The sequence below is a fragment of the Allobosea sp. 01N443 genome (genome assembly GCF_056399325.1).
Map to the genome: position 1 here is coordinate 1 of NZ_JBFTRC010000039.1, position 17,230 is coordinate 17,230.

The window sequence follows — 17,230 nt, forward strand, 5'->3', positions numbered from 1 at the left end:
ACTGGATTCATCACGTCCTGGTCAGGATTCATCACGTCCTGGTCACGACGGACGATGTGAATCTGCGCCTCAAGCTCGACGCCATGGATGCGTGGCTCAGTCTGCGGGGAATCCCCTATCGCGTTGTCGCCCTGCCCAGGGACAAGATGGCGATACGGCTCTGCTTCCTGGAAGAGGAATCTGCCCACGCCTTCAAGGCGTTTGCCGGCGGGCTGAGTGTCCCCTCCGACGAGACGACCCTCGCGCTGGCTGCGGATCCCGCCAATGATGATTTCTATCAGGTGCTTGAACACCGGTTGGCTGATTGAGGCCGGATAGCGCTCGCCGCCCAAGGCCAGATCATCAGACCGGATATCGTATCCGGTCCGATGATCTGGCCTTCTGTGTTTGCATCGGCTTTTCCGAAAACCGCGATCCACTTTTCGGGCCGATGCTTTAGCCTGACGTCGACAACCCGCGCGGACACCCAGCCCGCTCATTTCGCGCTGTCCAGGATTCCGAGGTCACAGCGGTCCTGAGGACGGCCGCCTGACGTGAGCCCGGCGCGAACCAGCGCCCGAGAGATTTGCCGGGCCCGGCTTGGATCAGCGAAGGCGCCTGCCTTCAAGCGCCTCGACGATGGCCTTATAGCCCCGAGCGCGGGCATGTTGCAGCGGCGTAAGGCCGTCCCGATCAGCAATCCCGGGATTGGCGCCGGCAGCGACCAGGGCCCGCACGGTCGCGACATGCCGTGGGCCGCCATTGCCGAGCACCACCGCCTCCATCAGCGCTGTCCAGCCGAGATTGTTGACGTGATCGAGGGGCGCCTTCGCCTTGATCAGCTCTTCTACGATGCCCTCATGGCCGAGATGGGCGGCGGCGATCAGCGCGGTGCCGTCATAGCGGCTGGTGACGAGGGTCGCGGCCGCGCCCGCGGCGAGCAGAGCCTTCAACGTCGGCACATCGTCACTGACTGCGACGATGGTGACGGCATCATAACGCTGGTGGTCGAGAAGCGCCGGGTTCGCTCCCGCGACGATCAGGGCGCACGCCACGGCCCCCTGCCCGCGAAAGGCCGCGACATGGAGCGGCGTGCGGCCGTTCCCGTCCCGGGCGTTCAGGTCAGCCCCCGTCGCGGCAAGGTGGTTGACCCGGGCGACGTCGCCGGACGCGGCAGCGGCGTGGAGGCCCTGATAGGCGGACAATTCCGCGGCACTCGGCGGCGTCTGCGCCCGCACTTGGCCCGACAGGGTCGCGACCGCGAGGATTACGGCGGCGAACAGCGTTCTCGACATTGCCCCACTCCGACGATCCCGAAGACGGCCGAGCGCCGGCCGCCTTCATCGACATGCCTAAGAATAGTCTCAGCGCAGCTTCGCCTTCACCTTCTCGATGCCGGCATTGGCGCATTCTTCATCAAGATGCCCCCCGGGAGCGCCCCCGACCCCGACCGCACCGATGACCTCGTCACCGACCTTGACCGGCACGCCGCCGCCGAGCAGCAGGAAGCCTTCGATCGACGCAAGATGACGAGCGGCCGGATTCTTCTCGGCGCCCTCCGCGATCGCCGAGGTAGCGTTGCGGGCAGAGGCAGAGGTGAAAGCCTTGGCGCGGCTGGCCTCGACAGTGTGCGGCCCGGCCCGATCGGCGCGAAGCACGGCGCGCACGAGCCCGGCACGATCGACGACGGTCGCCGTCACATTGAAATTCTTGGCCGCGCAAGCCTCGACGGTGGCCTGGGCGAGTTCCTGGGCGATGGCCAGCGGCATGTTCCGTTCCTGAAGAACCTGAGCCCCGGCGACGACGGGGACAAGCGCAAGGGCTGCGGCGGCAGCAAGGCGGATCATGGACATGATTTCTCCGGTACTGAGCGTGATCGAACCCTGTGCTCGACGGAGAAAGGTTAGCCCGAGGCGGCGGCGAAGATTATCGGTGCGGTGCCGGAGCCATCTCCGTAATCATACGGAGACCTGCCGGAGGCCGAGCCCTAAAGCGCGGCCCGCACCATGGCGGCAACCGAGGTCGCGCCAAGCTTTACCCCGATATTGGCACGATGGGTCTCGACCGTGCGGGGCGAGAGGTCGAGAGCGCGTGCGATCTCCTTGGTCGACCGGCCCTGCGCTACCAGATCGAGAATTTCGCGCTCGCGTGGGGTCAGGCGAGCGAGCAGTGCGGCCCGCTCGGTCCGCTCTGCCTGATCCCGGCTCAGGTCGTCGCGCTGCGCGAAACCGGCCTCGATCGCTTCGAGCAGAACCTGCTCATCGACCGGCTTGGTCAGAAAATCGACGGCCCCGGCCTTGAATGCGCGCCGGCAGGCGGTGACATCGCCATGGCCGGTGATCACAACCGTCGGCATACGTACTGCCGCGGTGGCCATCCGTTCGAGCAGCTGCAGACCCGAGACCCCCGGCATGCGGATATCGACGACCACGCAGCCATCCTGCCGCGGATCCGGGCGATCAAGGAAAGCCTGCGCGCTCGAAAACGGCTTCGCGGCGAATCCCATGGTCTTCAACAGCAGGGTCAACGCTTCCCTGACATCGCTGTCGTCATCCACCAGATAGACCGTGCGTGCAGCCGGCTTCATTCCGCAGCAACCTTCCGCTCCGCGATCAAGACGGGGATACGGATCGTGAAGACGGCCCCACTCGCCGCTCCGTTCCGGACTTCCATGCGTCCGGCCGCGCTTTCGACCAAGCGCTCGCATAATGGCAGGCCAAGGCCCATTCCGCCGCTCTTGGTCGTGAAGAACGGCTCGAAGAGGCGCGCCATATCGGCATCCGCGATGCCGCTCCCCTGATCCGCGACCGAAATCACCGCCTCCCCCGCAACCTCCCGGACCCTGATCGTGATCACGCGCCGCTCCTCCGGCATCGCGTCGAGCGCCTCGGCAGCGTTTCGAACCAGATTATGCACGACCTGCTCGATGGAAACGCGATCCACCACCGCCCATGGCGGAATGGGGCTCAGCTCCAGCCGCAACGTGATCGCGCGCTCCTGCAGGTCGCGTTCGACCAGTTCGACCACATTGCGGGTAATCTGGTTGAGATCTGCAGGCTGCCGGACCGGATCACGTCGTGAGACATAGGCCCTCAGCCGCTCCAATATCTCGCCCGCCCTCCGCGCGTGACGGACATTGGCCTCAAGCACGCTCACGAGTTCGTCGGGGGTTTTCCCTCCCGACCGAGCCAGGCGAAGGCCCGCCTGGCTCTGGCTGAGGATCGCCGTCAGGGGTTGGGTTATCTCATGGGCAATGCCGGACGCCATTTCACCGACTGTATTGACCCGCATCGCATGGGCCAGCCGGGCCTCATGCTGGTGCAGGCGCATGGCCTCCCTTGCGCCCGCCGTTCGCCGTCTCTCGCGCCGGATCACCAGCAACAGGAAGACCGCGAGCCCCGTCGCGGTCAGGACGACGAATGCGGTGCGCGGCGGGAGGAGATCCGCCAGAACCGGCTGCCCGGCGAGGTGCAGCACGAGCGGCTGTGACCGACTGCCCAGCGCCCTTTCATAGGTGAGACGGGGGATCACTCCCTGTTCGGGAAGGGTTACCCCGGTCTGAACGAGGATCGCTCCGGCAGCATCCCGAAGCACGAGAGCGATCTCGTGCGGCTGGCCGCCCTCCGGTTCGACCAGGAGCTTGCCGTCGATCACCAGGATGAGCGCGCGGACTTCGGACGCAGTGTCGGGAAGGCGCTTGACCAGCGCGTAGAACGGCGTCCCCCCTCGGCTGGCGACCGTCCCAGCCTGCCCTGGCCCGAGTTCGCGGAGCTTTCCCGCAAGCGCCGCCATGTCGAAATCCCGGAGAGCAGATGGTGGGCTGCCGACATCCATTTCGGATGACTTGGGGAAATCGATCAGGGCGACAGCAGCGATGCGGGGATAGAAGCGCTGCATCGCCTCGACCACAGCCTGGAAGGTTGCGGATGATGCATCCGAGCTTGCGAGGACTGCTGCGAGGCTGGTCAGATGGGCGTCATGCTGATCGACGCGCTGCGACAGGACGCGGTGCAGCGTGCCGCCATCCCGCTCCAGCCCGTCCCGCACCCGGACGAATTCGGTAGCAGCCGCCAGGGCAAGGGCGATGAGCGCCAGCGGTATMCATAATCCGAGAAACGCGAGGAACCGTTGCTTCACGAGGGTGCGCCTAGTTTAGGCCAACCTATCGCGCAAGCCGTTCGCAGTCACCGTCGCGCTCGCCGAGCCGAAACAGCCAGCCTGTCCAGCCTCTCGCTTCCCACATCAGGCAGGATGCCAGAGGATGCGCGAGGCGGCGTTGAGCCTCGCGCATCGGCCTGTTTCAGAGATGACCGGCCTGGTCATCCGCCCTGCGGCCACCCCGGATATGGCCGGCCGGGTCGTCGGCGCCGCGGGCGCGACGTACGTCGCCGACCGGATTGTCTGCCCCACGCCCACGCCGGGCCTGGCCGACTGCATCGTCCGCACCCCGGCCCTGCCGCACATGGCCRGCCGGATCGTCCGCTCCACGCCCACGCCGGGCCTGRCCGACYGCATCGTCCGCACCCCGKCCCTGCCGCACATGGCCGGCCGGATCATCCGCTCCACGCCCATGCCGAGCCTGACCTACAGCGTTATCAGCACCGCGACCGCCTCGGGCATGACCGGCTCCATCATCGGCGCCGCGGCCACGCGCATCGGCTGCGCTGCCACCGCCGCTCGACGAACCGCCGAGACCACCACCGCTGTCGCCACCGCGGCCGCTGCCGCCGCTACTGCCGCTGGAGCCTGAGCCGGAGCCGGAGCCACTTCCGCCGCCACTGCCTCCGCTGCCTCCGCCAGAGCCGCCGCTGCCACCACCGGAGCCTCCACCGCTCCCTCCGCCTCCAGAACCACCTCCGCCGCCGCCTCCGCCGCCACCTCCCCCGCCGCCGTCGCGCGCCAGGATGACGCGGGCCGCGTCCTCATGCGAGGTCGCACTCTTGTGAGCTGGGGAATCGTTCTCGCCCTCACCGCTCCGGGACAGGGCTGACGCCCCCAGGCGGATGATGCCTTCCAGGTGAGGCGAGCTGTCGTCACGGATGGCGGCGCTCGCGCCCTGCGAGCCGGTGGTCGCCACCAGGATGGTGGTCGCCAGCATAAGTGATCGCAATGTCATGGTCGTATCTCCTTGCCATAGCCACCGCCGATCATTCTCTCCTCGGTGACGGAGCAGAGCCTGCGCGCCCTCGAACCTCGCCAGCCTGACGCGGCCTGTCAGGGAAATGTCAGCTTGGGTGTCGTAGCTTCGAAAGCTACCATGCGACATTCACGCAACATCGCCCTGTGGCGCGCGGTTCCGGCCCTCGCGGTCGTATTTGCGCTCGTCACGACAAGCCCGGCCTGGATCGCCCCCTCCTTTGCCAAGGATGGCGGAGGCGATGGCGGCGGGGGCGGCGGCGGTTCTGGCGGCGGTGGGGGGGGCGGCGGTGGCGGCGGCGGCTCCGGAGGCTCCGGAGGTGGAGGTGGCTCCGGAGGCGGAAGCGGAGGTAGCGGTTCCGGCGGCGGCGGCTCCGGCGGTGGCAGCGGTGGCTCCAGCGGCGGCTCCGGATCCAGCGGCGGCGGAGGCTCCGGCAACAGCGGAAGCAATTCCGGCAGCGGCAGATCGGGCCATGACGGCGGGTCCGCCGCGAGCCAGAATTCGGGAGACAATCAGCGTGGTCGCTCGGGTCGCGGCGGCAGGAACGGCGAGGATGCCGTCAGCACCGGCCAGCACTGGGGCAATACGAGTGCCGATTTCGCACGTCAGGCGACCCAGGGAGGACAGGTCGTGTCGCTCGGCGCCGTCCTGTCAGTGGTGCGCGCGGCTGTTCCCGGTGACGTGCTCGAGGTCGATCTGCGCCTCGCGCCCACGGGCGAATGGCGCTATGAACTACTGGTTCTCGACGGCGCAGGCCGCTACCGCGAAGTCGTAGTCGACGCCCGGCGCAACCGGATCCTCCAAATGCGGAGGCGATGATGAGAATTCTCGTCGTGGAGGACGAACGGCGCATCGCCAGCGATGTCGCCTCCGCGCTCACGGAAGCCGGCTATGTTCCGGAGGTCGTCCATGATGGAGAGGCCGCCTGGTTTCGCGCCGAGACGGACGATTTCGATGCGCTCGTGCTCGACCTTGGCCTGCCGAAGCTCGACGGGCTCTCGGTTGTCCGCAAGCTGCGGGCAGCCTCGGTCAGGACACCTATTCTGATCCTCACCGCGCGCGGCGCCTGGATGGAGCGCGTCGAAGGCATAGACGCCGGCGCCGACGACTATCTGCCCAAGCCGTTTCAGGCCGAGGAACTGGTCGCCCGGGTCGGCGCACTCATTCGCAGAGCTGGCGGTCACCTGACGCCTCAACTGGTCTATCGCGACCTCAATATCGACACGCGCCGCAGAACGGTTGCGGTTGGCGGGCGCAATGTCGAGCTGTCTCCGCTGGAATATCGGCTGCTGCGCTACCTCGTGCATAATCAGGGGCGGGTTGTGTCGCAGGGCGAATTGATCGACCATGTCTATGGCGGCGATCACGAACCCGACAGCAACGCTGTCGAAGTGCTGGTCGGGCGCTTGCGCCGGAAGGTCGGGGCGGAGACGATCGGCACCCGGCGTGGCCATGGCTACATCATCGGGGGCTGAGGCGATGAGCTCGGGCTCGATCCGCAAGCGCATCCTGACGATCGCAGCCCTGACGATTGCCGTGACGCTCGCGGCCGCAGGCGCAGCGCTCATCTTGGTGTTCGAGCAGCATGTCCTGAAGCGCATCGCGATCGAGCTGGAGATCCGCTCCAGCGAACTCGCCAAGGCGTTCGAGCTCGATGCGGACGGCAACCCGCTGATCAACCACGATCTCGCCGATGCGCGCTATCAGCTGCCCTATGGCGGCGCCTACTGGCAGATCAGCGAAGGGGCGGTGCAGCATCTGCGCTCGCGCTCGCTCTGGGACCAGATCCTCGATACGAGCACGGCCAAGGGGGAGGACAAGAGCAAGGGCGCGTTCGAGATCGACGGGCCGAACAACTCCGAGCTCTACGTCCTCGAACGCTCGGTGAAGCTCGATGGCGCCGATGGCCCACGGACGTTCCAGCTGGCCGTCGCGCTTGATCATGCCGATATCGGCGAACTGCGCCACGCCTTCTCCCTCGATGTCGCCAAGATCCTGTTCCTGCTCGCATTGTTGCTGATCGGTGGGGCCTGGCTGCAGATGCGGTTCGGCCTGCGCCCCCTTCATCAGCTACGCGCGAGTCTCACCGCCGTGCGCGAAGGCCGCACATCGCGCCTGACAGGTACCCTTCCCGAGGAGATCAAGCCGCTGGTCGATGATCTGAACAGGCTGCTCGATCGCCAGGATGAGCTGGTGCGCAAGGCGCGCGACAGGGCGGGCCTGTTGGCCCACGGGCTGAAGACGCCGCTCACGATCCTGTCGAGCGAAGTGGCGCGCCTTGAAAAGTCCGGACAGCACGCGCATGCAGCCATTCTGCGTGAACAATGCGAAGCGATCGGCGCACATGTCGAGCGCGAGCTTGCGCGAGCGCGGACGCACGGTGCGATCCAGGCAGTGAGCATGAGAACGCTCGTGCTGCCGATCGTTAACCGGCTGGTCGATCTGATGAGCCGCATCGACAGCGCCGACAGCATCAGCTGGAGCGTCACGATTCCCGAACACGTCAGCGCCGCGATGGAAACCGACGACTTCGCCGAGGTCGTCGGCAATCTGCTCGACAATGCGCGCAAATGGGCACGCAGCGCCGTTACGGTGCAGGTCCACACCGCTGACGGCGGCAGCACCGTTCTCTCGGTCAGCGATGATGGGCCCGGCGTGCCGGGAGACCGACGCCAACTGATCCTGCAACGTGGCGTCCACTTCGCTCCGGACAGTCATCATTCATCCGGACTGGGCCTTGCAATCGTCTCGGATACATTGGCCGAGTACGGCCGGGAACTGATCATCGCCGACACCGAAACGGGCTGCACCATCTCGTTCGAAATCGAGCCGCCCCGGCGCAGCGAACGAAGGCAGGGCGATGGCACAGCGAAGCCGAGACCGGCAGTCATCCCCTCGGTTGCGCGGGCTGCCGAATGAAGCCCGGGCCGTAGCGCAGTCACAGCCGCAATCGCGTCAGATATGAATGGCGTGGCCGAGCGCCTTCAGCGCCGCCTCCTGCACGGCCTCGCCAAGCGTCGGATGGGCGTGGATCGTTCCGGCGATATCCTCGAGCGTTGCGCCCATCTCGATGGCGAGCCCGAACGCCGCGCTGAGTTCGGAGACGGATTGCCCGACTGCCTGGATACCCAGGATCACATGGGTGTTGGCCTGCGCGACGATGCGCACAAAGCCCTGCTCGCTGTGGAGCGTCATCRCACGGCCGCTGGCAGCCAGCGGAAACTGCCCGGTCTTAATTTCGAAGCCGGCGCGACGCGCCTCGCCCGGTGAAAAACCGGCCGAGACGATTTCCGGATCGGTGAAGCAGATCGCCGGAATGCAACGCTTGTCCCAGGCGCGCGGCAGGCCGGCGACGATCTCCGCCACCAACTCGCCCTGCGCCATGGCGCGGTGCGCCAGCATCGGCTCGCCGGTGACATCCCCGATCGCATGGATACCGCGCATCGAGGTCTCGCAGCGCTCGCCGATGCGGATGAAGCTGCCATCCATGTCGAGCACCAGTTCCTCGAGCCCGAGATCGGACAGCACCGGCTTGCGGCCAACGGTGACGAGTGTCGCGTCCGCCGCGATCCGCCGTTCCTCGCCTTCCGCCGTCTCCACCAGCAGGGACTTGCCGTCCGGAGTCGCGCCGCGCGCCTTCGCCCCGAGCAGAAGCCCGACGCCGAGCCTCGACAGCGATCTCTCGACCGGCGCGGTCAGCTCGGCATCGTAAAGCGGAAGAATCCGTGGCAACGCCTCGACGAGGGTGACCTGCGAGCCGAGCTTCGCAAAGGCGATCCCGAGTTCCAGGCCGATATAGCCGGCACCGACGACCGCCAGCCGCCCCGGAACCGCGGGCAGCGACAATGCCTGCGTCGACGAGATCACAGTGCCGCCAAAGGGCAGGAAGGGCAGCTCGACCGGCGCAGAGCCGGTGGCGATGACGATTGTTTCGGCCCGGATCAGCTTCGGGCCCGTCTCGGTCTCGACGGCAACGGTCTTGCCGTCGCGAAAGCGAGCCCGGCCATGCACGATCTTGACTTTGGACTTGCGCAAGAGCGCGGCGACGCCGTTGTTCAGGCGCTGGACGATCCCGTCCTTCCAGCCGATGGCCTGCTTAAAATCGAGCGCCGGCGCCGAGGCCGTGAGCCCGAACGGCGTCTTGCCCTGCGCGGCCGTGGCCAGCTTCTCATATTCATCGGCGACATGGATCAGCGCCTTGGACGGAATGCAGCCGACATTGAGGCAGCTGCCGCCAAGCTTCGTGCTCTCGACGATCACGGTGTCGATGCCGAGCTGGCCAGCCCTGATGGCGCAGACATAACCGCCCGGGCCCGCGCCGATGACAAGCAGTTTGCAGGTGATCTCGGTCATGGCGTCAGGCATCCACGAAGAGCATTGCCGGGTTTTCCAGAAGCTCCTTGAGCCGCTGCACGAAGACGGCCGCATCCCAGCCGTCGATGACGCGATGGTCGAAGCTCGACGACAGGTTCATCATCTTGCGCGGGACGAAGCTCGTGCCGTTCCACATCGGCCGGATCATCATCTTGTTGACGCCGACGATGGCGACCTCGKGGTGGTTGATCACCGGCGTGGTGGCGACGCCGCCGAGCGCGCCGAGCGATGTGACCGTGATCGTTGAACCCGTCAATTCGTCCCGGGTCGCGATGCCTTCGCGTCCCCGTTCGGCGAGCCGGCCGAGTTCCMGGGCGCAGTCCCAGAGATCACGAGCCTCGGCATGTTTTACGACCGGCACGATCAGTCCGGTCGGCGTCTGGGTCGCGATACCGATATGGATGCCGGCATGTTGGTGGACGATCCCGGCCTCGTCATCGAACAGCGCGTTCAGGTTCGGCTGCTCGGCCAGCGCCTTGACCAGCGCCCGCATCACGAAGGGCAGAAGCGTCAGCTTCGGTCGCTCGAGCGTCGGCTTCTTGTTCAGGACTGCGCGGAGGTCCTCCAGCGCGCTGACGTCGACCTCCTCGACGATGGTGATGTGGGGGATGCGCGCCTTGGACAGCGCCATCTTCTCGGCGATCTTGCGGCGCAGGCCGACGATCTTGATGTCGGTGACGGCGGTCAGGCGCGCCAGCCCTGGCGCTCGTTCGGCCTCGGGCCCRCGCAACGCGAAGCTGTCGAGGTCCTCGTGAGTGATGCGCCCACCCGGGCCGGAGCCCACGACCTGGCGCAGGTCGATCCCGGCCTCGCGCGCCTTCAGCCGGACGGCCGGCGAAGCGAGCGGCTTCTCGCCAGCCTGCCGCCTCGGTACGGCGCTCAGCGTGGGAGCTGAGACCGCGCGCGGCTTGGGCGATGCAGCGGGCCTGGCCTCGGTCAGCTTTGCCGGAGCGGGGGCGGGAGCTTCGTTCTTCGGCGCGGCGACAGGCTGCTCGACAACGACCAGCTCCGGCGCCGCGCTCCCTTCCGGTTCGCCAGGATCAGTCGCGCCCTCGCCTGCAACCTTCAGCCGGACCAGCGCCGAGCCGATCGCAACGGTGTCGCCGATATCGGCGCCGACCCAGACCACCTCCCCGTCGACCGGCGACGGGATCTCGACCGTCGCCTTGTCGGTCATCACAGCAGCAAGGAGATCGTCCTCACGCACGATGTCGCCGACTTTGACGTGCCACTCGACGAGCTCGGCCTCGGCAATGCCCTCGCCGACATCCGGAAGCTTGATGACCCGTTCCGCCATCATCGGCTCTCCATGATCTCACGCAGGGCGGCGCCGACGCGCGCCGGGCCGGGGAAATAGGCCCATTCCTGGGCATGCGGATAGGGAGTGTCCCAGCCGGCGACGCGCATGACGGGCGCCTCGAGATGGTAGAAGCAATGCTCCTGCACCAGGGCCGTGAGTTCTGCGCCGAACCCCGAGGTCAGCGTCGCCTCGTGCAGGACAATGCAGCGGCCGGTCTTGCCCACGGAGGCCACGATCGTATCGAGGTCGAGCGGCAGCAGGCTGCGCAGATCGATGACCTCGGCGTCGATGCCGGTCTCTTCGGCTGCCGCTTCGGCGACATGAACCATGGTGCCATAGGCGATGATGGTGACGCTCGCGCCCTCGCGCCGGATCGCGGCCTTGCCGAGCGGCAGCACGAAATGGCCGTCCGGCACCTCGCTGAGCTCATGTTTGGACCAGGGTGTCACGGGGCGATCGTGATGACCGTCGAACGGGCCGTTATAGAGCCGCTTCGGTTCGAGGAAGATGACGGGATCGGGATCCTCGATTGCGGCGATCAAGAGGCCCTTGGCGTCATGCGGGTTGGAGGGCACCACGGTCTTCAGCCCGGAAACATGGGTGAAGAGCGCCTCCGGGCTCTGGCTATGCGTCTGGCCGCCGAAGATGCCGCCGCCCGTCGGCATGCGGATCACCAGCGGACAGGTGAAATCGCCGGCCGAACGGTAGCGCAGCCTGGCCGCCTCCGAGACGATCTGATCGTAAGCCGGATACATGTAGTCGGCGAACTGGATCTCGACGCAGGGGCGCAGGCCATAGGCCGCCATGCCGACTGCCGTGCCGACGATGCCGAGTTCGTTGATCGGGGCGTCGAAGCAGCGGTTCACCCCGTATTTCTGCTGCAGGCCATGGGTGCATCGGAACACGCCGCCGAAGAAGCCGACATCCTCGCCATAGACCACGACGTTCTCGTCGCGCCCCATCGAGACATCGAGCGCCGAACGGATCGCCTCGATCATCGTCATTCGAGCCATCGCGTCAGACTCCGATCTGCTGACGCTGCCGGCGCAGGTGCGGAGGCAGTTCGGCATAGACATCCTCGAAGATGTCGCGTGCCGAGGGTTTGCCGCCGGCATGCAGGGTGCCGTGGCCCTCGGCCTCCTTCTGCGCAGCGATCACGGTTGCGAGAATCTCGGCCTCGGCCTGCTTGTGCCGCTCTTCAGTCCAGGCGCCCAATGCGATCAGATGCTGCTTCAGCCGGATCAGCGGGTCGCCGAGCGGCCAACCTTCCGATTCATGCTTGGGCCGATAGGCGGAGGGGTCGTCCGAGGTCGAGTGGGCGCCGGCGCGATAGGTGACGTATTCGACCAGCGTGGGCCCGAGATTGCGCCTCGCGCGCTCGATCGCCCATTGCGCCACTGCGTAGGTCGCAAGGTAGTCGTTGCCGTCGACGCGCAGGGCCGGAATGCCGAAGCCGAGTCCGCGCGCCGCGAAAGTGCCGGAGCCGCCGCGGGCAATGCCCTGGAAGGTCGAGATCGCCCACTGATTGTTGACGACGTTGAGGACGACCGGGGCCTTGTAGGTCGAGGCGAAGACCAGGGCGGCGTGGAAATCGGACTCCGCTGTCGAGCCGTCGCCGACCCAGGCGGCGGCGATCCTGCGATCGCCCTTGATCGCCGAGGCCATGGCCCAGCCTACCGCCTGAACGAATTGGGTGGCGAGATTGCCGGAGATCGAAAAGAAGCCGTGCGCCTTCGACGAGTACATGACCGGAAGCTGGCGGCCTTTGATCGGGTCTCGCTCATTCGAGTAGATCTGGCACATCATGTCGACGAGCGGATAATCATGCGCGATGAGGAGCCCGGCCTGGCGATAGGTCGGGAAATTCATGTCCTCCGGGCCGAGCGCGATGCGAAAGGCGCAGCTCACCGCCTCTTCCCCGGTGTGCTGCATGTAGAACGAGGTCTTGCCCTGGCGCTGCGCCATCTGCATGCGGGCATCGAAGGCGCGCAGCGTCATCATGTGGCGCATGCCCCGGATCAGAGCATCCCTGTCGAGATCGGGCACCCACGGGCCGACAGCCTGCCCCTCCCGGTCGAGCACGCGGATGATCGAATACGCGAGATCGCGAATTTCCTTGGGATCGATATCGACCGGAGGCCGGCGGACCGAGCCCGCTTCCGGGATGACGACATTGGAGAAATCCGGCCTGCCGCCCGGGCGGCTGGCGGGTTCGGGGACATGAAAGCGCAACGGCTGATCGGTCATGCCCGCACTCCGGCAAGGGCGCCCTGCCGACCCGCATGCAGCGAGCCGACATAGAATGAACCCGGCTCGTCGCCGAACTCGAAAGCCTCGACAGCTGCGAGCGCCGGATGGCGGGCAAGGCGGAAGCCGATCTCCGCGCAGTCCGAGACGCCTTCGGTCTCGATGACCATGCGGATCGCGGTTCGTCCGTCATCTTGGCGGGAGCTCGACAGTTCGACAAGGGCGAAGCCTAGGCGCTGGGCATCGAGCAGGAGTCTGACCAGCCCGTCATAGGCGTCGCTGGTCGACGCTTTCACCACAACTCGCCGTTGCATTCGCCCGGTCATCACGCACCCCCATCGCCGCAACGACGTTAATCCGGCAAACGGAAAGAGTTTTCCCGAAGACGCTCGACATTCGGCTCAATCTCGGCAAATTCTTCCGCCACTGTCTCCATTTACAGAAGATTCGCCCGATGACCGGCAAGTCCAGGCGCAGCGACGCTCTCGACCCTATCGACCGGCGGATTCTGTCCGCCCTGCGGGCCGATGGCCGCCTGACGACGAGCGCACTGGCCGAGAAGGTCGGGCTCTCGCCATCGCCTTGCTGGACGCGGGTCAGGCGGCTGGAGGAAAGCGGCGCAATCGAGCGCTATGTGGCAGTCCTGGATCACGCGGCCCTGGGGCTCAACAACACCGTCTTTGTCGAGATCACGCTCGACAAGCACGACGACAAGGTGCTCGACACGTTCGGGGACGCGCTGGCGCGCATTCCCGAAGTGGTCGAGGCGCATCTCGTCACCGGCGAATACGACTATCTCGTCAAGGTCGTGGTCAGCGGCACCGACCACTACGAGCGCTTCCTCCGTGAGACGCTGTACCGGATCCCCGGAATTCGCCAGTCACGCACGACCTTCGGTCTCAGGACGCTGAAGCGGGCGATCTCGGTCGATCCGCTGCAACTGCCGTGATGCACCATGCCAGGGGCCGGTTCAGTGCCGATGGCTCAGCGTAACCACATTGTCCTGCAGGCGCCGGACGATCAACCGCGTCACCGAGAGGGCCATGTTAGGGAACTCCGTCAGCAGAGCGACGAAAACCTCCTTGCGCAGGCGGAGCGCCGTCAGCGGCGTGGTCGCGATGACCGTTGCCGAGCGAGGATCATCCGTCACGATCCCCATTTCACCGAACAGGCTGTTGGCGTTCATGGTCGAGATCCGGACAGGCGGCCCCGACGCCTCGGACACGACGTCGGCCGAGCCCGTGATCAGCAGATAGGCGGCGTCCGACTCGTCTCCCTGGCGAAAGATGACCTCCCCCGCCGCGAACTCGACCCGCTCGCCAGTGAAGGCCAGCAACCTCAGGCGCACCGTATCGACATCGGCAAAGATCGGCACGGAACGCAGGGCGCGCAGCTCGATACTGCCCGCGTCAAACTGATCGCTCACGAACGCCTCGTCGGACTGAGCTTGCGTCTGAACCGCCGCGTCTGCGGAACTGACGGAGTTGGTTCCGTGGAATTCAAGGCTGGCGTCGAAACGACCCAGTTCCGCAATCTGCCGGCCGGCAACGAGAATGGTCCGCCCCTTCATGAAGGTCGTGATCCGTGCGAATAGCCTGGCAGCCTCGGCCTGCCCGAACGACGCCAACGCGTCGTTCAGGATCATGATCTGCGGGCGCTTGATCAGGCAACGTGCCAGAGCAACGGCCGCTTTCGCAGCCGGAAACAGGAACTGTCCGCCATAGCCGGCCTGTTGTTCAAGTCCCCAACGATAGACGTCACGCTCCAGGCCCAGTTCGATCAGGCTCTCACGGATGGCCTCGAGCGCGCGCTCCGCATCCGCAGCACTGCTGCTGGCAACGCAGCCGAACAAGAGATTGTCGCGCAGAGGGGCTGCCGGGCAGTAACGGGCCGGATCGTAGAAGGCGATGGCATCCGCCATCTCCGGGGTGGCCTGCGCGCGGAAAGACTGCCGCGCGGCGAGGATGCGGACCTCGTCCGCCTCGCTCAGCAGCCCCAGCCGATGCCGCGGCTCCGCATAGAGAAATGCCAGCGCGATCAACCGGGAGCGATCGGCCTCCCGGAGGGTGCGGGCCTCGGCCCGCCCGAGAATGACCTGATAGTCAGGGAACTGGGCCGCGGAAAGGAAGGAGAACTGCTCGAACAGGACGTGATCGGCTGGAAGATCGCGAAAGATCTCGAGCATGGTCGCCGCGATACGCCGCCCGATCTGGGTCAGAAGCGTGGTCAGGCCCTGCGCGTCCAGAATGGCGCGCACCAGCTTGTGACTGGCCAGGCGTTCCCCGGCGAAGCCGGGATCAGTGACGACGCCGAACAGGATGTTCTCGCCGATGGTCGCGTTTCGTGTGTATCGCTCGGGATCGTAGGGCTCCACCGCATCGCCCGCCCCGCGCCCAATCAGCCTGGAGCGAATTCTCGTACGGATCTCGGCAACCCTGTTGACGATCTCGGTCGGGTCGTCCGCACTCAATTGGCGCTGCAGGCCGAAGCGAAACACCGTTTCGGCGAGCCCGACCACGCCTAGCACCTCGACCAGGAGACGTTCGAGCTCGTGCCTGCTCGCGACGCCGGCGCCGCTGAAGTCGAGCGACCAGGGCTGGGCCCCGGCCTGGGCGACAACAGGGCGGCGCAGGCCATAGAGAATGTTGTCGCGCAGGGACGCATCGAGAATGACGGGCTCCGCTCCGAGATAGGCCAGTGTCCGCCCTCGCCGTTCGGAGGACAACGAAGCCAAGGGAATACCGGCCAGCGTCACCGCGCCGTYGAACGGCGCCATACTGCCCCCGAGCACAGACGCGAACGCAGCCGCCCCTTCCCCCGCCTTGTCGATCAAGGCGATGTTCCCCCCCAAGGGCAGAGCGAATGAAACGCGCTCGAGCAGCCGGTCGCCGGCCGGCCCAAGAACCGTCAGCCCCTTGGCCGCGATCATGCCTTCGCCAGGCACGATCCCATCTCCGGAGAGCGGGGCCTGCGGCCGTTCCGGCGCCGGGGCATCGTCCAGCGAGAATTGCTGGGTGACCTGCTGAAACCGCGCCTCGACGTCGAGACGCTGCTGATCCCAGTCGATCAGTTCCTTTACCGGCGTCGGCAGGTCACGATACGCGGCGATGACCGCGACGAGCTGGCCGATGTCGAGACGGCCGGTCAGGGCAAAATACCCCCCGATCGTGTAGAACAGGAATGGCGTCAGCTGGGCCAACAGGTTGTTCAGGAACTTGACCGCGAATTTGCGCCCATAGAGCTGGTAGCGGATGCCGAACAGCCTCTCGAGGCGCACTGCGACGAGTGCTTTTTCGACCGCAGAGGTGCCGTGGCCAGCAACCTCGTCCAGCGACTCGACGACCTCGCCGATCTTGCCGTCCAGGGCCCGCGACTCGATCTGGCGCTGTCGCCCAAGCCGGATCTGCTCACGCCGCATCCGGGGAATGATCACTGCCTGCACGAGAACGATGCCTGCCGCGATCGACCCCAGCGCCAGATTCTGCAGCAGAATGAAGATCAGCGCCGTCAGCGCCTGGCCACCGAGCAGAACCGGCTGGATGAAGGCATCACCGACGAAACCGCCGACTGGCTCGACCTCGTCCTTGATGACAGTCGCGGCCTCGGACGGTTTGAGCCGGCGCCGTGCCTCGGGCGTGAAACTCAGCAGCGTCGCGAAGAGGTCGGCGCGCAGGCGCTGCAGCAGCCGTTCGCCCAAGGCCCCCTTGCGCATGTTGATGACGTATTTGAAGGCGCCATTGATGAGCACCAGCAGCAGAAACAGGCCGGACAGCGCAAACAGATAGCTGATGCGATCGAGCATGACGCCGCTGAGAAGTTCACGGCTGCCCCCGAGCCAGGCCGGTAGGGCGAGCGAGAACCGGAAGAGCCGTGCAGTCTCCTGCCCACCGGAAAAGGCGCGGCCCTGGATGGCGTCCGTGATGATGTATTTCGGCAGCTCAAGCGAAAGATAGTAAAAGGGAAACGACAGCAGCACGATCGCGATGATCTGGAGCTGCTGCCGGCGGCTGTTGCGCCAGATATAGGCAAACAAGCCTGTTGCTGCGGGCGCGCTCGCCTCAACCGGCGCCTGAGGCGTGGTTTGCGCTGCCGCCTGTCCTGGCCGCGAGCGCAAGCGCTGGGCCGCCTGCAGAGAGGAACCATCCGCCATGGAGCGCATCCGGCCTGTGATGTGAGCGCTGCGCTCCAGCGTA

At 66.2% G+C, this 17,230-nt stretch carries 16 protein-coding genes; 6 read left to right on the forward strand and 10 right to left on the reverse strand.

Annotated elements, in window-relative coordinates; translation table 11 throughout:
• A partial coding sequence (locus AC1DRP_RS12580) for a hypothetical protein (protein ID WP_476768625.1) occupies positions 1–308 on the forward strand: 308 nt, incomplete at its 5' end.
• Between the two features lie 276 nt (positions 309–584).
• Here AC1DRP_RS12580 and AC1DRP_RS12585 read toward each other — a convergent pair.
• The 4 genes from AC1DRP_RS12585 to AC1DRP_RS12600 form a co-directional block, all read right to left on the reverse strand.
• Entirely contained in the window at positions 585–1,274 is a 690-nt protein-coding gene (locus tag AC1DRP_RS12585) for an ankyrin repeat domain-containing protein (protein WP_476768626.1), read from the reverse strand.
• A gap of 69 nt (positions 1,275–1,343) precedes the next feature.
• Positions 1,344–1,832, reverse strand: a complete 489-nt coding sequence (locus tag AC1DRP_RS12590; protein WP_441490269.1) for a GlcG/HbpS family heme-binding protein — start codon at positions 1,830–1,832, stop codon at positions 1,344–1,346.
• 134 nt (positions 1,833–1,966) lie between these two features.
• The gene (locus tag AC1DRP_RS12595) at positions 1,967–2,566 is read right to left on the reverse strand and encodes a response regulator transcription factor (protein ID WP_441507856.1); all 600 of its coding nucleotides are present in this window, start codon (positions 2,564–2,566) and stop codon (positions 1,967–1,969) included.
• Positions 2,563–4,116 carry a sensor histidine kinase gene (locus tag AC1DRP_RS12600; RefSeq protein ID WP_476768627.1) on the reverse strand — a complete coding sequence of 518 codons (1,554 nt, stop codon included), beginning with the start codon at positions 4,114–4,116 and terminating at the stop codon, positions 2,563–2,565. Before AC1DRP_RS12600 ends, AC1DRP_RS12595 begins: the two co-directional genes overlap by 4 nt.
• Positions 4,117–4,240: 124 nt before the next feature.
• Here AC1DRP_RS12600 and AC1DRP_RS12605 point away from each other — a divergent pair, with 124 nt between their 5' ends.
• The 4 genes from AC1DRP_RS12605 (at position 4,241) to AC1DRP_RS12620 (ending at position 8,035) form a co-directional block, all read left to right on the forward strand.
• Positions 4,241–4,729: a hypothetical protein gene (locus tag AC1DRP_RS12605; RefSeq protein ID WP_476768628.1), complete on the forward strand. Its 489-nt coding sequence runs from the start codon at positions 4,241–4,243 to the stop codon at positions 4,727–4,729.
• A 507-nt stretch (positions 4,730–5,236) separates the two neighbouring features.
• Entirely contained in the window at positions 5,237–5,935 is a 699-nt protein-coding gene (locus AC1DRP_RS12610; RefSeq protein WP_441507853.1) for a PepSY domain-containing protein, read from the forward strand.
• Entirely contained in the window at positions 5,935–6,591 is a 657-nt protein-coding gene (locus tag AC1DRP_RS12615) for a response regulator transcription factor (protein WP_441507852.1), read from the forward strand. The genes AC1DRP_RS12610 and AC1DRP_RS12615 overlap by 1 nt, the downstream gene beginning before the upstream one ends.
• The gene (locus AC1DRP_RS12620) at positions 6,569–8,035 is read left to right on the forward strand and encodes an ATP-binding protein (RefSeq protein ID WP_476768629.1); all 1,467 of its coding nucleotides are present in this window, start codon (positions 6,569–6,571) and stop codon (positions 8,033–8,035) included. The genes AC1DRP_RS12615 and AC1DRP_RS12620 overlap by 23 nt, the downstream gene beginning before the upstream one ends.
• Positions 8,036–8,071: 36 nt before the next feature.
• Here AC1DRP_RS12620 and lpdA read toward each other — a convergent pair whose 3' ends face one another.
• Genes lpdA through AC1DRP_RS12645 form a run of 5 tightly spaced genes read right to left on the reverse strand, consistent with a single transcriptional unit; the run spans position 8,072 to position 13,333 of the window.
• Complete coding sequence (gene lpdA, locus AC1DRP_RS12625; RefSeq protein ID WP_476768630.1) at positions 8,072–9,469, reverse strand: dihydrolipoyl dehydrogenase; 1,398 nt, start codon at positions 9,467–9,469, stop codon at positions 8,072–8,074.
• A 4-nt stretch (positions 9,470–9,473) separates the two neighbouring features.
• Positions 9,474–10,787: a dihydrolipoamide acetyltransferase family protein gene (locus AC1DRP_RS12630; protein ID WP_476768631.1), complete on the reverse strand. Its 1,314-nt coding sequence runs from the start codon at positions 10,785–10,787 to the stop codon at positions 9,474–9,476.
• On the reverse strand, positions 10,787–11,803 hold the full coding sequence (locus tag AC1DRP_RS12635) for an alpha-ketoacid dehydrogenase subunit beta (protein WP_476768632.1): 1,017 nt from the start codon (positions 11,801–11,803) through the stop codon (positions 10,787–10,789). Before AC1DRP_RS12635 ends, AC1DRP_RS12630 begins: the two co-directional genes overlap by 1 nt.
• 4 nt (positions 11,804–11,807) lie before the next feature.
• The gene (locus AC1DRP_RS12640) at positions 11,808–13,037 is read right to left on the reverse strand and encodes a 3-methyl-2-oxobutanoate dehydrogenase (2-methylpropanoyl-transferring) subunit alpha (RefSeq protein WP_441490279.1); all 1,230 of its coding nucleotides are present in this window, start codon (positions 13,035–13,037) and stop codon (positions 11,808–11,810) included.
• Positions 13,034–13,333: a hypothetical protein gene (locus AC1DRP_RS12645; protein WP_441507846.1), complete on the reverse strand. Its 300-nt coding sequence runs from the start codon at positions 13,331–13,333 to the stop codon at positions 13,034–13,036. Before AC1DRP_RS12645 ends, AC1DRP_RS12640 begins: the two co-directional genes overlap by 4 nt.
• A gap of 158 nt (positions 13,334–13,491) precedes the next feature.
• On the opposite strand from AC1DRP_RS12645, the gene AC1DRP_RS12650 reads away from it, so the two are divergent.
• Positions 13,492–13,986, forward strand: a complete 495-nt coding sequence (locus AC1DRP_RS12650; protein ID WP_441490281.1) for an Lrp/AsnC family transcriptional regulator — start codon at positions 13,492–13,494, stop codon at positions 13,984–13,986.
• A gap of 21 nt (positions 13,987–14,007) precedes the next feature.
• On the opposite strand, the gene AC1DRP_RS12655 is transcribed toward AC1DRP_RS12650, so the two are convergent.
• Entirely contained in the window at positions 14,008–17,187 is a 3,180-nt protein-coding gene (locus AC1DRP_RS12655) for a cyclic nucleotide-binding domain-containing protein (protein ID WP_476768633.1), read from the reverse strand.
• Between the last annotated feature and the right edge of the window lie 43 nt (positions 17,188–17,230).

Excerpts from the sequence above, each read along its gene's own strand:
- AC1DRP_RS12635 (WP_476768632.1), bottom strand. The coding sequence starts at position 11,803 with ATGGCTCGAATGACGATGATCGAGGCGATCCGTTCGGCGCTCGATGTC.
- AC1DRP_RS12585 (WP_476768626.1), bottom strand. The coding sequence starts at position 1,274 with ATGTCGAGAACGCTGTTCGCCGCCGTAATCCTCGCGGTCGCGACCCTG.
- AC1DRP_RS12640 (WP_441490279.1), bottom strand. The coding sequence starts at position 13,037 with ATGACCGATCAGCCGTTGCGCTTTCATGTCCCCGAACCCGCCAGCCGC.
- AC1DRP_RS12615 (WP_441507852.1), top strand. The coding sequence starts at position 5,935 with ATGAGAATTCTCGTCGTGGAGGACGAACGGCGCATCGCCAGCGATGTC.
- AC1DRP_RS12590 (WP_441490269.1), bottom strand. The coding sequence starts at position 1,832 with ATGTCCATGATCCGCCTTGCTGCCGCCGCAGCCCTTGCGCTTGTCCCC.
- AC1DRP_RS12650 (WP_441490281.1), top strand. The coding sequence starts at position 13,492 with ATGACCGGCAAGTCCAGGCGCAGCGACGCTCTCGACCCTATCGACCGG.
- AC1DRP_RS12595 (WP_441507856.1), bottom strand. The coding sequence starts at position 2,566 with ATGAAGCCGGCTGCACGCACGGTCTATCTGGTGGATGACGACAGCGAT.
- AC1DRP_RS12620 (WP_476768629.1), top strand. The coding sequence starts at position 6,569 with ATGGCTACATCATCGGGGGCTGAGGCGATGAGCTCGGGCTCGATCCGC.
- AC1DRP_RS12610 (WP_441507853.1), top strand. The coding sequence starts at position 5,237 with ATGCGACATTCACGCAACATCGCCCTGTGGCGCGCGGTTCCGGCCCTC.